Annotated in this window: 13 protein-coding genes; 2 read left to right on the top strand and 11 right to left on the bottom strand. The window is 71.6% G+C overall.

Going from position 1 to position 13,125, the window contains the following annotated elements; translation table 11 throughout:
* Positions 1-29 precede the first annotated feature (29 nt).
* The 4 genes from ACIA79_RS29770 to ACIA79_RS29785 are packed head-to-tail and all read right to left on the bottom strand — an operon-like array spanning position 30 to position 3,016.
* Complete coding sequence (locus ACIA79_RS29770; protein WP_399431486.1) at positions 30-1,352, bottom strand: NADH-quinone oxidoreductase subunit D; 1,323 nt, start codon at positions 1,350-1,352, stop codon at positions 30-32.
* Positions 1,349-2,077, bottom strand: a complete 729-nt coding sequence (locus ACIA79_RS29775; protein WP_399431488.1) for an NADH-quinone oxidoreductase subunit C — start codon at positions 2,075-2,077, stop codon at positions 1,349-1,351. The genes ACIA79_RS29770 and ACIA79_RS29775 overlap by 4 nt, the downstream gene beginning before the upstream one ends.
* Positions 2,074-2,628 carry an NADH-quinone oxidoreductase subunit B family protein gene (locus ACIA79_RS29780; protein WP_031077121.1) on the bottom strand — a complete coding sequence of 185 codons (555 nt, stop codon included), beginning with the start codon at positions 2,626-2,628 and terminating at the stop codon, positions 2,074-2,076. The genes ACIA79_RS29775 and ACIA79_RS29780 overlap by 4 nt, the downstream gene beginning before the upstream one ends.
* A gap of 28 nt (positions 2,629-2,656) precedes the next feature.
* Positions 2,657-3,016, bottom strand: coding sequence for an NADH-quinone oxidoreductase subunit A (locus tag ACIA79_RS29785; protein ID WP_031077122.1), 360 nt, complete (start codon positions 3,014-3,016; stop codon positions 2,657-2,659).
* A gap of 692 nt (positions 3,017-3,708) precedes the next feature.
* Here ACIA79_RS29785 and ACIA79_RS29790 point away from each other — a divergent pair.
* Positions 3,709-4,548 carry a C40 family peptidase gene (locus tag ACIA79_RS29790; protein WP_399431489.1) on the top strand — a complete coding sequence of 280 codons (840 nt, stop codon included), beginning with the start codon at positions 3,709-3,711 and terminating at the stop codon, positions 4,546-4,548.
* Between the two features lie 97 nt (positions 4,549-4,645).
* Here the strand turns inward: ACIA79_RS29790 and ACIA79_RS29795 are convergent, their stop codons facing one another.
* Complete coding sequence (locus tag ACIA79_RS29795) at positions 4,646-5,938, bottom strand: geranylgeranyl reductase family protein (protein WP_399431491.1); 1,293 nt, start codon at positions 5,936-5,938, stop codon at positions 4,646-4,648.
* A gap of 98 nt (positions 5,939-6,036) precedes the next feature.
* On the opposite strand from ACIA79_RS29795, the gene ACIA79_RS29800 reads away from it, so the two are divergent.
* Positions 6,037-6,570 (top strand): GNAT family N-acetyltransferase, encoded by a 534-nt coding sequence (locus tag ACIA79_RS29800; RefSeq protein WP_399431492.1) that lies wholly within the window; start codon positions 6,037-6,039, stop codon positions 6,568-6,570.
* A 23-nt stretch (positions 6,571-6,593) separates the two neighbouring features.
* Here ACIA79_RS29800 and ACIA79_RS29805 read toward each other — a convergent pair whose 3' ends face one another.
* From ACIA79_RS29805 to ACIA79_RS29830, 6 genes are all read right to left on the bottom strand, one after another.
* Complete coding sequence (locus tag ACIA79_RS29805) at positions 6,594-7,538, bottom strand: zinc-ribbon domain-containing protein (protein ID WP_399431493.1); 945 nt, start codon at positions 7,536-7,538, stop codon at positions 6,594-6,596.
* 77 nt (positions 7,539-7,615) lie between these two features.
* A complete protein-coding gene (locus ACIA79_RS29810; protein WP_399431494.1) occupies positions 7,616-8,314 on the bottom strand; it encodes a demethylmenaquinone methyltransferase in 699 nt (232 codons plus the stop codon).
* Between the two features lie 37 nt (positions 8,315-8,351).
* A complete protein-coding gene (locus ACIA79_RS29815) occupies positions 8,352-8,951 on the bottom strand; it encodes an imidazolonepropionase-like domain-containing protein (protein WP_399431495.1) in 600 nt (199 codons plus the stop codon).
* Between the two features lie 7 nt (positions 8,952-8,958).
* Positions 8,959-10,158, bottom strand: coding sequence for a cyclic dehypoxanthinyl futalosine synthase (mqnC, locus tag ACIA79_RS29820; protein WP_391815962.1), 1,200 nt, complete (start codon positions 10,156-10,158; stop codon positions 8,959-8,961).
* Between the two features lie 106 nt (positions 10,159-10,264).
* A complete protein-coding gene (locus tag ACIA79_RS29825) occupies positions 10,265-11,905 on the bottom strand; it encodes a protein kinase (protein ID WP_399431496.1) in 1,641 nt (546 codons plus the stop codon).
* Positions 11,906-12,111: 206 nt separating this feature from the next.
* Positions 12,112-12,990 (bottom strand): menaquinone biosynthetic enzyme MqnA/MqnD family protein, encoded by an 879-nt coding sequence (locus ACIA79_RS29830; RefSeq protein WP_399431497.1) that lies wholly within the window; start codon positions 12,988-12,990, stop codon positions 12,112-12,114.
* Positions 12,991-13,125: the final 135 nt, after the last annotated feature.

Below are 13,125 nucleotides of genomic sequence, written 5' to 3' on the forward strand. Positions count from 1 at the left end.
GGGGGTGCCCCCCCGAGAAGACACAGTGGTCACCGGTCGACGCCTCCCATCACGGGGTCGATGGACGCGACGGCGACGATGACGTCGGCGACCATGCCGCCTTCGCACATCGCCGCCATGGCCTGGAGGTTGGTGAAGGACGGGTCGCGGAAGTGGACCCGGTAGGGGCGGGTGCCGCCGTCGGAGACGACGTGCACACCGAGCTCGCCCTTGGGCGACTCGACCGCGGTGTACGTCTGGCCGGGCGGGACCCGGAAGCCCTCGGTCACCAGCTTGAAGTGGTGGATCAGGGCCTCCATGGAGGTGCCCATGATCTTCTTGATGTGGTCGAGGGAGTTGCCGAGACCGTCGGGTCCCAGGGCGAGCTGGGCGGGCCAGGCGATCTTCTTGTCGGCGACCATCACCGGACCCGGCTGCAGCCGGTCCAGGCACTGCTCGATGATCCGCAGCGACTGGCGCATCTCCTCCAGCCGGATGAGGAAGCGGCCGTAGGCGTCGCAGGACTCGGCGGTCGGTACGTCGAAGTCGTACGTCTCGTAGCCGCAGTACGGGTCGGTCTTGCGCAGGTCGTGCGGGAGCCCGGTGGCGCGCAGGATGGGGCCGGTGGCGCCGAGGGCCATGCAGCCGGACAGGTCGAGGTAGCCGACGTCCTGCATGCGGGCCTTGAAGATGGGGTTGCCGGTGGCGAGCTTGTCGTACTCCGGCATGTTCTTCTTCATCGTCTTCACGAACTCGCGAAGCTGGTCGATGGCGCCGGGCGGCAGGTCCTGGGCGAGGCCGCCGGGCCGGATGAACGCGTGGTTCATACGCAGGCCGGTGATCAGCTCGTACAGGTCCAGGATCATCTCGCGGTCCCGGAAGCCGTAGATCATGATCGTGGTGGCGCCCAGCTCCATGCCGCCGGTGGCGATGCACACCAGGTGGGAGGAGATGCGGTTGAGCTCCATCAGCAGGACGCGGATGACGGTGGCCCGGTCGGGTACCTGGTCCTCGATGCCGAGCAGCTGCTCGACGCCCAGGCAGTACGCCGCCTCGTTGAAGAACGGCGTCAGGTAGTCCATGCGCGTGACGAACGTGGTGCCCTGCGTCCAGGTCCGGTACTCGAGGTTCTTCTCGATGCCGGTGTGGAGGTAGCCGATGCCGCAGCGGGCCTCGGTGACGGTCTCGCCGTCGAGCTCCAGGATGAGCCGCAGCACGCCGTGGGTGGAGGGGTGCTGGGGGCCCATGTTGACGACGATCCGCTCGTCGTCGGCCTTGGCCGCCGACTGGACGACCTCGTCCCAGTCGCCGCCGGTGACCGTGTAGACGGTGCCCTCGGTGGTTTCGCGGGCGCTGGCAGGTGGAGTGGTCACGAGTACGACCTCCGCTGGTCCGGAGCCGGGATCTGGGCGCCCTTGTACTCGACGGGGATGCCGCCGAGGGGGTAGTCCTTGCGCTGCGGGAAGCCCTGCCAGTCGTCGGGCATCATGATCCGGGTCAGGGCGGGGTGGCCGTCGAAGATCAGGCCGAAGAAGTCGTACGCCTCGCGCTCGTGCCAGTCGTTGGTCGGGTACACCGCGACCAGCGAGGGGACGTGCGGGTCGCCGTCCGGCGCGGAGACCTCCAGCCGGATCAGCCGGCCGTGGGTGAGCGAGCGCAGGTGGTACACGGCGTGCAGCTCGCGGCCCTTGTCGCCGGGGTAGTGGACGCCGCTCACGCCCGTGCACAGCTCGAAGCGCAGGGCGGGGTCGTCGCGCAGGGTGCGGGCGACGCGTACGAGGTGCTCGCGGGCGATGTGGAAGGTGAGCTCGCCGCGGTCGACGACCGTCTTCTCGATCGCGTGGCCGGGCAGGAGTCCCTGCTCCTCCAGGGCGCCCTCCAGCTCGTCGGCGACCTCGTCGAACCAGCCCCCGTAGGGGCGGACGGCCTCGCCGGGCAGGCGGACGGAGCGGACCAGGCCGCCGTAGCCGGAGGTGTCGCCGCCGTTGTTCGCGCCGAACATGCCGCGCTGGACGCGGATCTCCTCGCCCTGGTCGCCGCGCTGCCCGGGCAGGTTCTGCGCGCTGAGGTCCTTCTCGGGGTTCGGCTGCTCGCTCACCGCAGGAGCCCCTTCATCTCGATGGTCGGCAGCGCCTTGAGCGCCGCCTCCTCCGCCTCGCGGGCGGCTTCCCGCGCGTTGACCCCGAGCTTGGAGCTCTGGATCTTCTGGTGGAGCTTGAGGATCGCGTCCATCAGCATCTCCGGTCGGGGCGGGCATCCCGGCAGATAGATGTCGACCGGGACGATGTGGTCCACGCCCTGCACGATCGCGTAGTTGTTGAACATTCCGCCCGACGATGCGCAGACCCCCATGGAGATCACCCACTTCGGGCTGGGCATCTGGTCGTAGACCTGGCGCAGGACGGGCGCCATCTTCTGGCTCACCCGGCCCGCCACGATCATCAGGTCGGCCTGGCGCGGCGAGCCGCGGAAGACCTCCATGCCGAAGCGCGCCAGGTCGTACCGCCCGGCGCCGGTCGTCATCATCTCGATGGCGCAGCAGGCGAGACCGAAGGTCGCGGGGAAGACGGACGCCTTGCGCACCCAGCCCGCGGCCTGTTCGACCGTCGTCAGCAGAAAACCGCTCGGCAGCTTCTCTTCGAGTCCCATGTCGGTGCCCCTCAGCCCCTTAAGTCCCTCAGTCCCAGTCCAGGCCGCCGCGCCGCCACACGTACGCGTAGGCGACGAAGACGGTGAGCACGAAGAGCAGCATCTCGACGAGCCCGAAAAGCCCGAGCGCGTCGAAGCTGACGGCCCAGGGATAGAGGAAGACGATCTCGATGTCGAAGACGATGAAGAGCATCGCCGTCAGGTAGTACTTGATGGGGAAGCGGCCACCACCGGCCGGAGTGGGTGTCGGTTCGATACCGCACTCGTACGCCTCAAGCTTCGCCCTGTTGTACCGCTTTGGGCCGATAAGCGTGGCCATGACCACGGAGAAGATCGCAAACCCTGCCCCGAGGGCGCCGAGCACGAGGATGGGCGCGTAGGCATTCACGCTCCTCGCTCCTTCCAGTCGTCCTTGACCGTTGGACCGCACGGGCATCCGTCTCGCCGCCTCGCGAAGATCGTGCACATGTGAGGCAGTTCACAAGCCCGACTGCTTCGCATCCTATGCCCGTCGATCTGTGATCTGCGACACGGGGTACGACAACGTCTTTGTGATCTCCACCACCTGGCGAAGGATCATGAATTCCGGTGAGCGCCGATCTTGATACAGGGCGCGTCCGAGCGCGTGCCGTATGTCACCGGAAGGGGGGTTACCGCTGGTCGGAGAGGGCTTGCCCTATCAAGCGATGGCCACTACAGGCAAATTCGCCTTGGGCTCCCACGAGTGATATAGGCGCTTCACCTCACTCGCCCGAGGGGCTCGCGGGGACCGATGTGGACGCGTGCGCGGTTTCACGATCTTTCGGGCGTCCGGGCGGTGACCTCTCCGTGACCTGCGTCACTCGGAACCCGTGCCACCGAAAGCGGGCTTGGCCACGCGGGCGCAGGGATGGTAAGCACACGGCAATTCGGGCGTTTCACGGAAACCCCATGATCACGGGCTTGATCACGAGAGTCCGCATTGTCCGTTACGGCGTCAATAAGGTCCGCAAGGAAGCGGATTCACACATTCCAAGCACAACTGTGGCGCACACCACGTTTCTTGAAGGGAACCGTGGCGCCCTGATAGCGGTTGTACTCATGTCCCACACCGCTCACATACCCAGCCACCGGAAGCCCCGCCGCAGCGGCTCGAAGCTCGCGCTGCGTGCCGGAGTTGCCGGTGGCGTCCTCAGCACCGTCGCGGTGGCCGGTGCCGCGGGTCCGGCCCAGGCCGACCCGGTGACCGAGACCATCGAGATGCCCGCGCTCGGCGGTGGCGTCTCCGCGGACCTGTCGAGCGCCGTCGCCGCCTCCGCCGAAGCGACGCAGCAGATCGCCCTCGACATGGAGCTCCAGGCCCAGGAGAACGCCGCGGCGGTCAAGGCCGCCAAGGAGGCCAGGACCGCCAAGCAGGAGGCCGAGCGCAAGGCCGAGGCCGAGCGGAAGGCGGCGGAGAAGGCCCGCGCCGAGGCTCAGGAGCGCGCCAACCGCTCCACCGAGCGCACCACGCTCGCCGCCTCGGACTCCGGCTCCTCCGACTCCTCCGACGAGGGCGGCTCCTCCTACGGCTCCTCGCCGGTGACCGGCTCGGCCGCGGCGATCGTCGCCTTCGCCCGCGCCCAGGTCGGCGACGCGTACGTCATGGGCGGCACCGGCCCCAACTCGTGGGACTGCTCCGGCCTCGTCCAGGCCGCGTACCGCCAGGCCGGCATCGACCTGCCGCGCGTCTCGGGCTCGCAGTCGAGCATGGGCACCTCCGTCTCGCTCGACAACCTCCAGCCCGGCGACATCCTCTACTGGGGCAGCCGGAGCAACTCGTACCACGTGGCGATCTACGTCGGCGGCGGCAACTTCGTCGGCGCGCAGAACCCGGGCACCGGTGTCGTCGAGCAGTCGCTCGACTACGACCCGCCGTCCGGCGCGGTCCGCCTGCTCTGACCCGGAGCCGGACGCACACGGCAGGAAGGGCCGTCGCTCCCCCGCTCGGGGAGGGAGCGACGGCCCTTCGCCGTGTCCGGGCCGGCCGGCGCCGGGCTCAGGCCTTCGGCGCCACCTTCGACAGACCGTTGATGATCCGGTCCATCGCGTCGCCGCCCGTCGGGTCGGTGAGGTTGGCGAGCAGCTTCAGCGTGAACTTCATCAGCAGCGGGTGCGTCAGACCGCGCTGCGTGGCGATCTTCATGACCTTCGGGTTGCCGATCAGCTTCACGAAGGCGCGGCCGAGCGTGTAGTAGCCGCCGTAGGTGTCCTTGAGGATCTTCGGGTACGACTGGAGGGCCAGCTCCCGCTGGGCCGGGGTCGCGCGGGCGTGCGCCTGGACGATGACGTCCGCCGCGATCTGGCCGGACTCCATGGCGTACGCGATGCCCTCGCCGTTGAACGGGTTGACCAGGCCGCCCGCGTCGCCGACCAGCAGCAGGCCGCGCGTGTAGTGGGGCTGGCGGTTGAAGGCCATGGGCAGCGCGGCACCGCGGATCGGGCCCGTCATGTTCTCGGGGAGGTACCCCCAGTCCGCCGGCATCGAGGCGCACCACGCCTTGAGGACCTCGCGCCAGTCCAGCTCCTTGAAGGAGTCGGAGGTGTTGAGGACGCCGAGGCCGACGTTCGAGGTGCCGTCGCCCATGCCGAAGATCCAACCGTAGCCGGGCAGCAGCCGGTCCTCGCCGGGGCCGCGCCGGTCCCACAGCTCCAGCCACGACTCCAGGTAGTCGTCGTCGTGGCGGGGGGAGGTGAAGTACGTGCGGACGGCCACGCCCATCGGCCGGTCCTCGCGCCGGTGCAGCCCCATGGCCAGCGACAGCCGGGTGGAGTTGCCGTCGGCGGCGACGACCAGCGGCGCGTGGAAGGTGACCGGTGTCTTGTCCTCGCCGAGCCGGGCCTGCACACCGGTGATCCGGCCGGTGCGGTCGTCGATGACCGGCGCGCCGACGTTGCAGCGCTCGTACAGCCGCGCGCCGGCCTTCTGCGCCTGGCGGGCGAGCTGCTCGTCGAAGTCGTCGCGCTTGCGCACCAGTCCGTAGTCCGGGTAGCTGGCGAGGTCCGGCCAGTCGAGCTGGAGGCGCACCCCGCCGCCGATGATGCGCAGGCCCTTGTTGCGCAGCCAGCCCGCTTCCTCGGAGATGTCGATGCCCATCGCGACGAGCTGCTTGGTGGCGCGCGGGGTCAGACCGTCGCCGCAGACCTTCTCGCGCGGGAACGCCGTCTTCTCCAGGAGCAGGACGTCCAGACCCGCCTTGGCCAGGTAGTACGCCGTCGTCGAGCCGGCCGGGCCCGCCCCGACGACGATCACATCCGCGGTGTGTTCGGAGAGGGGCTGCTGCTCGGTCACGGCGGGGTCTCCCGAATACTCGAAATTGCGTACCGGACGGCACAGGTCATGTGCAGTCTAGGGGGACGTACGGATCACCGACCCGAAGGGCCACCCCGATGACTGAGCTGCTCCCAGGCGCCGTCGAGCCCGTCGTCCGCCTGCGCGTGCCGACGCACGAGGACGCGTACGCCTGGCACCGGGTCTTCGACGATCCGGAGGTCATGGAGTTCTTCCAGGGCGGGCCGGCCGAGTTGTCCGTGTACCACGAGTTCACCGCCCGGCAGCGCCGGCACGACGCCGAGCGCGGCTTCTGCCTGTGGACCCTGCTGGACGAGGGCGGCGAGGTCATCGGCTTCACGGGGGCGCAGCCGTGGCCGCACACCTGGGGGCCTGCCGGGGAGATAGAGATCGGCTGGCGGCTGGCGCGGGCCGCCTGGGGCAAGGGGTACGCGACGGCCGCCGCCCGCGCCACCCTGGAGCGGCTGCGGGCGGCGGGGGTGGAGCGGGTGGTCGCCATGGTGAACACCCGCAACACGCGGTCGATGGCGGTGGCCCGGCGGCTCGGGATGACCCGGGAGGAGACGTACGCCATCCCCGGCAGCGGCGGGCAGGAGGGGTACTGCTTCCGCCTCTCGCTGACGGCTCCCTGACACCCGGCCGGCCTGCCGGTGCGTCAGTCCGCGTCGTTGAGCGTCCAGGTCTCCAGGGCCACCTCGAACGTCTCGCGGGCGGTGTCCCAGGCGTCCTCCTGCGCGGTGAAGTAGAGGGCGTACTCGGTGCCGTCCGCGGCGATGTACGACTGGTCGACGGCGTGGATCGTCCGCCCGCCCTCGTCGGTGTACGTGTACTCCCAGATGGCCCCGGGCCGGCCCTGGAAGGTGTTGGCCTCCAGCCGCAGCCGCTGGTAGCCGGCGTTCCTCTTGCGGGAGTTGGCCTCCAGGGTGGTGAGGTTCTCCAGCGACGTGTAGGGGGCGTCGTGGATCACGCCGACGAGGAAGTGCGCCATGCCGGTGGATCCGGCGTAGGTGATCTGGCCCTTCGGCTCCTCCTTGACACGGTCCCAGACGGAGGGGATGGCGAAGCTGAAGCCGGCGCTGTCGGACACGAGCCGGTAGCCCTCGGGGACGGCGGGCGGCTCGGCACCGGTGGCGTCGTCGACCGGGGTGGCGCCGGGCGCCGCACCGTCCGTCGCGGAGGGGGCCGCGGAGGGGGCGGGTGAGGGCCCCGCGCTGGGTTTCGCGTCGTCCGCCGTCGGGCCGGGAGTCGCGGCGCCCTCGGCCGTAGGGGACGGCGCCGCCCCGGCGGGTGGCGGAGCCCCGCCGTCCCGGAGGAGGAGCACCCCGGCGGTGGCGCCGCCCCCGATGACGAACGCCCCCGCGAGCACGGCCACCCACATCCCGACGCGCCGGCTGCCCGGCCGCGGTGCCGCCGGTACGGGGACCTCGGCGGGGGCGGCGGGGGCGTAGGCGGGCGGCGGGGGCCCGGCCGGAGGCGCCGCGGGCGGCGCGGCCGGGGGCGGGGGCACCGGCGGCACGGGCAGCCGCTCCCGTCCGCACTTCGTGCAGAAGCGTGCCTCGTCCGCGGACGGGGTCCCGCAGTGCGGGCAGTACGACGCCATGGGTGCTCCGGGAGGAGGAGGAACGGGGAACGACAGCGACCCATCTTGCCGGTTGCCGACGCCCCGTCAACTCACCGTCACTCCACGGGCTTCGTACCCCGATGCAGGGCCACGACCCCGCCCGTCAGGTTCCGCCAGGCCACCTTGGACCAGCCGGCCTTCTGCAGGAGTCCGGCGAGGACGGCCTGGTCCGGCCAGCTCTGGATGGACTCGGCGAGGTACACGTACGCGTCCGGGCTGGACGAGACGGCGCGGGCCACCGGCGGCAGAGCGCGCATCAGGTACTCCTCGTACACCGTCCGGAAGGGTGCCCAGGTGGGGTGCGAGAACTCGCAGATGACGACCCGCCCGCCCGGCTTGGTGACCCGGTGCAGCTCGCGCAGCGCCGCGTCCGTGTCCTGGACGTTGCGCAGCCCGAAGGAGATGGTCACCGCGTCGAACGACGCGTCCCGGAAGGGCAGCCGCGTCGCGTCGCCCGCCGTCAGCGGCAGCCACGGGTGGCGCCGCTTGCCCTCGCGGAGCATGCCGAGCGAGAAGTCGCACGGCACGACGTACGCCCCGGTGCGCGCGAACGGCAGCGACGAGGTACCGGTGCCGGCCGCCAGGTCGAGGACCTTCTGCCCGGGGCGGGCGTCGACCGCCTTGGCGACCTCCTTGCGCCACCGCCGGTCCTGGCCGAGCGAGAGCACGTCGTTGGTGAGGTCGTAGTTCGCCGCTACGTCGTCGAACATGGAGGCGACTTCGTGCGGCTGCTTGTCCAGGTTGGCTCGGGTCACGCACCCATTCAAGCAGGCGGCCGCGGCCCGGAGGGCCTTAGGTCCGCCGGTACACCAGCCGCCCGCCGAGGACGGTGGCCACGCAGGTCGAGGCGCCGCGCCGCACCAGCTCGGCGCGGTCCGGCACGTCGAAGACGGCGAAGCGGGCGGGGCCGCCCGCCACGAGGGCCGGCAGCAGGACGAGCGGCACCGGGGAGAAGGACGGCGGCCCCGGCAGCACCGGCGGGCGCCCGCCCACGGCGAGCCCGGCCCGCCGCACCGCGTCCAGGGCCGCGCGGGAGCGCAGTTCACCGGCGACGGCGACCGTGCCGTGCGCCAGCATCCGCTGCACCCCGCGGCGCGCGCTGGCACCCCGCAGGGACGCGTCGGCGCGGAACAGCGCCTGGGCGCGCTCCCCGGTGAGCGGTGCGGTGCCGAGCCGGTCCGCCTCGCGCGGGTCGGGGTGGTACGCCTGCTCCAGGAGCTCGGGCCCGTAGGGGTTGAGCAGTCCGGGCGTGAGGATGCCCGGCCACCGCCGTACCCGCGCCTGCGGATGCGCGGCGGTCAGTTCCTCGTACGGGCCGACGGCGGCGATGCGCGCGCCGTCGGCCAGGACCGCCGACCCGGGCGTGGCCTCGGCGACGTGGATCGTCAGCACGGCCGGCTCAGTTCGCGCTCAGCAGCTTCAGCTCGGGGTGGGCGGTGCCACCCTCGATGGCGGTGGACGAGATGTGCGAGGCGACGCGCTCGTCGACCGGGTCGTTCGCCGGGTCGTCGTGGACGACGATGTGCTCGTACGTCGTCGTGCGCTGCGCCGGGACGCGGTCGGCGGTGCGGATCATGTCGATCATCTCGCGCAGGTTGGAGCGGTGCTTCGCGCCCGCCGACGACACGACGTTCTCCTCCAGCATGATCGACCCGAGGTCGTCCGCGCCGTAGTGCAGGGTCAGCTGCCCGATCTCCTTGCCCGTGGTGAGCCACGAGCCCTGGATGTGGGCGATGTTGTCCATGAAGAGCCGTGCGACGGCGATCATGCGCAGGTACTCGAAGAGGGTGGCCTGCGTGCGGCCCTTCAGGTGGTTGTTCTCGGGCTGGTACGTGTACGGGATGAAGGCGCGGAAGCCGCCCGTGCGGTCCTGGACGTCGCGGATCATGCGCAGGTGCTCGATCCGCTCGGCGTTCGTCTCGCCGGTGCCCATGAGCATCGTGGAGGTGGACTCCACACCCAGGTTGTGCGCGATCTCCATGATCTCCAGCCACCGCTCGCCGGACTCCTTGAGCGGCGCGATCGCCTTGCGCGGCCGCTCGGGCAGCAGCTCGGCGCCGGCGCCCGCGAAGGAGTCGAGGCCGGCGGCGTGGATGCGGGTGATGGCCTCCTCGACGGAGACGCCGGAGATGCGGGCCATGTGCTCCACCTCGCTGGCGCCCAGCGAGTGGATGACGAGCTGCGGGAACTCCTTCTTGATGGCCGCGAAGTGCTTCTCGTAGTACTCGACGCCGTAGTCCGGGTGGTGTCCGCCCTGGAACATGATCTGCGTGCCGCCGAGCTCCACGGTCTCCGCGCAGCGGCGCAGGATGTCGTCGAGGTCGCGGGTCCAGCCCTTGGCGGTGTCCTTCGGCGGCGCGTAGAAGGCGCAGAACTTGCACGCGGTGACGCACACGTTCGTGTAGTTGATGTTGCGCTCGATGATGTACGTGGCGATGTGCTCCGTACCGGCGTAGCGCCGCCTCCGCACCGCGTCCGCCGCCGCGCCGAGCGCGTGGAGGGGGGCCGACCGGTAGAGGTCGAGCGCCTCCTCGGGGGTGATCCGCCCACCCTCGGCGGCGCGGTCGAGAACGGACTGGAGGTCGGCCTTCTCGGTCACCGGGTGTGTCCCTTTCGGCAGGGTTCTGGACGGACCGAACCAGCCTACGCCAGCGCCTCCGGCGTGTTTCGGGGCGGTGGGGTGCGGTGCCCGCCGGCTCCTCCGGTCACCCCTCCTTGTCCAGCACTGCCCGCGGGTTGCCCGCCCGGGACTCGTCCGAGGTGTAGACGAGCTGCTTGCCGTCGAGCGTCAGCTTCACCGTGTGCGTGTCGCCCGTGCACTTGTTGCCGGGCCTGCCGCTGGACGAGCCGTCGGCGACGAGCTCGGTACGGGTGGCGCTGCGGAGCACCAGCTTGTCCTCGCAGGCGAAGTTGCCGAGGGCGTCGAGCTGGTTGACCGTACCGATCACGGTGCCGGGCCTGCCCTTCCCGACCACCACGGTGAACGAGCCGCCCTGCACCCGGCTGCCGAGGATCTCCATCGTGAAGGGCCCCTTCCACGTGCCGAGGAACTCCTTCGGCACGGCGGAGCCGGCGCCGCCGCCCGGGGCGGTGTCCCCGGGGGCGGTGCTCTGCGCCGGGGGCCGGGCCGTGTCGTTCGGGCCGTCGCCCCCGCCCGGCAGCAGGTCCATGAGGTACGCGCCGCTCAGCGTGACCGCCGCCAGCGCGCCCGCGACCGCGAGCGCCACCGTGCAGCTGAGCCTGCGCCCGCGGCCGGCGGCGGTGGGCTCGGAGGCCGTGCTGACCGACAGGGACACGGGCGTGCGGGGCGGGGGCACCGCGCCCACCGTCGGTACCCGGTCGAACGGCTCCGGCGGATCGACCGGCGGTCCGAAGACACCGGCGGGCGCCACCGCCGGGCTGCTGAACGGCACCGGTCCCGAGCCGGCCGCCGACGGGTCGGCCACCGCCGGTTCCAGGTCGAGGAGCCGCACCGCCTCCTGGCTGAGCCGGGTGACCAGCGGGCCCGGCAGCCAGCCGCCGGCCACCAGCGCGGCCGCCCCGTCCGGCGCCAGCCGGCGGGCGACCTCGGCCGGCGCGGGGCGGGCGGCCGGGTCCTTGGCCAGGCAGGCGGCGACCAGCTCCCGCAGCTCGCCGCCTAGGGTGCCGGCCAGCTCCGGCTCCTCGTGGACCACCTTGTACAGCAGCGCCGCCGAGGAGTCGCCGGTGAAGGGCGCCTCGCCGGTCGCCGCGTACGCCAGGACCGCGCCCAGCGAGAAGACGTCCGCCGCGCCGGTCACGCCCCTGCCGAGGATCTGCTCGGGCGCCATGTAGCCGGGAGAGCCGACCGAGACGCCGGTGGAGGTGAGGGAGGCGGTGCCGTCGGTCGCACGGGCGATGCCGAAGTCGATGAGGCGCGGCCCGTCGAGGGCGAGCAGGACGTTCGACGGCTTCACGTCGCGGTGGACGAGCCCGAGGCCGTGCACGGCGGTCAGCGCTTCCGCGAGTCCGGCGCCCAGCGCCCGGACCGCGCCTTCGGGCAGGGGCCCGTGCTCGGCGACGGCCCGGGCGAGCGGCGGGCCGCTGACGTACCCGGTCGCCACCCAGGGGACGGGGGCGTCCGGGTCGGCGTCGAGCACCGGCGCGGTCCACTGCCCCCCGACCCGCCGCGCCGCTTCCACCTCGCGCCGGAACCGCGCCCGGAACTCCTCGTCCAGCGCGAAGTGCGGGTGCACGACCTTCACCGCCACGGTCCGCCCGCCCTCGCTGCGCGCGAGGTACACCCGGCCCATTCCGCCCGCCCCGAGCCTGCCGAGCAGCCGGTAGGGGCCGATGGCCCCCGGTTCCCCCGCTTCCAGCGGCTGCATGCCGTCCTCCCCCGTTTCACCGTGCCGTCTTCACCGTGCCGTCCGGAACACATACTGGACGCGTACCGACCGCGGCACACCACGCCGGCGGTGATATCCCGGCGCGGCGGAAAGCGGCGCCGGACCGGCAGCCGTTCTCCATTCCGTCGCGGGTCCGTCGCCGGGAATTCCCGTACACGGTGTACGGGCGGTACGGACCGTACGGATCACGCGTGCTGTACGGCGTCCAGCAGCTCCACGTGCACGTCCGCCGGAAACCCGGTGGACGGTCCGGTCCGGCGGGCGAACTCGCGTACGCCGGCGAGCTGGTCCGGACCGAATCGGAAGTCCAGCGTCGTGAAGTACCGCTCCAGCAGCCGCGCGTCGAAGGACTCCCAGCGGGCGGCCTGCTCGGCCACCTTCGCGACCTCCTCCAGCGACAGGTCCCGCGAGGCCAGGAATGCCTCGTGCACCCGGCGCGTCACCTCCGGTTCGAGCGCCAGGTAGTCCTTGCGGACCGCCCACACCGCGAAGACGAACGGCAGCCCCGTCCATTCCTTCCACATGAGCCCCAGGTCGTGGACCTGGAGGCCCAGCCTCGGCGCGTCGTGCAGCGAGGCCCGCAGGGCGGCGTCGCCGATCAGCACCGCCGCGTCCGCCTCCTGCATCATCACGCCGAGGTCGGGCGGGCAGGTGTAGTAGTCGGGGGCGACGCCGTACCGCTCGGCGAGCAGCAGCTGCGCCAGGCGCACCGAGGTGCGGGAGGTCGAGCCGAGGGCGACGCGCGCCCCGTGCAGGTCCTCCAGCGGTCGCTGGGAGACGATCACGCAGGACATGACCGGGCCGTCGCAGCCGACCGCGAGGTCGGGGAAGGCGACGAGGTCGTCGGCGTGTCGCAGGTACTCGACGAGGGTGACCGGGCCGATGTCGAGGTCGCCGCGCACGAGCTGCTCGCTGAGCTTCTCCGGGGTGTCCTTCGTCAGCTCCAGATCGAGGAGCGTTCCGGTGCGGGCGAGGCCCCAGTACAGGGGCATGCAGTTCAGGAACTGGATGTGCCCGACGCGCGGGCGGCTCCGCTGCTGGTGACCGTCGGCTGAATTGTCCACATCCCGAGGCTAGACCCGCGCGATGCCGCCGCTGAGGCGGGGTGGCGCGTCAGCGCCGCCGAATGATTCAAACATCCGGGTGAAGTGATCTTTCCCTCTACCGCTTCCGGGAGGGTGCGTGCTACGCTCGGCGCA

This window comes from Streptomyces sp. NPDC051310, assembly GCF_044455245.1.
Classification (GTDB): domain Bacteria; phylum Actinomycetota; class Actinomycetes; order Streptomycetales; family Streptomycetaceae; genus Streptomyces.

What these genes read in the sequence shown, in the direction of transcription:
- ACIA79_RS29780 (WP_031077121.1), bottom strand. Translation starts at nt 2,628, where the DNA reads ATGGGACTCGAAGAGAAGCTGCCGAGCGGTTTTCTGCTGACGACGGTC.
- ACIA79_RS29790 (WP_399431489.1), top strand. Translation starts at nt 3,709, where the DNA reads ATGTCCCACACCGCTCACATACCCAGCCACCGGAAGCCCCGCCGCAGC.
- ACIA79_RS29800 (WP_399431492.1), top strand. Translation starts at nt 6,037, where the DNA reads ATGACTGAGCTGCTCCCAGGCGCCGTCGAGCCCGTCGTCCGCCTGCGC.
- ACIA79_RS29805 (WP_399431493.1), bottom strand. Translation starts at nt 7,538, where the DNA reads ATGGCGTCGTACTGCCCGCACTGCGGGACCCCGTCCGCGGACGAGGCA.
- ACIA79_RS29825 (WP_399431496.1), bottom strand. Translation starts at nt 11,905, where the DNA reads ATGCAGCCGCTGGAAGCGGGGGAACCGGGGGCCATCGGCCCCTACCGG.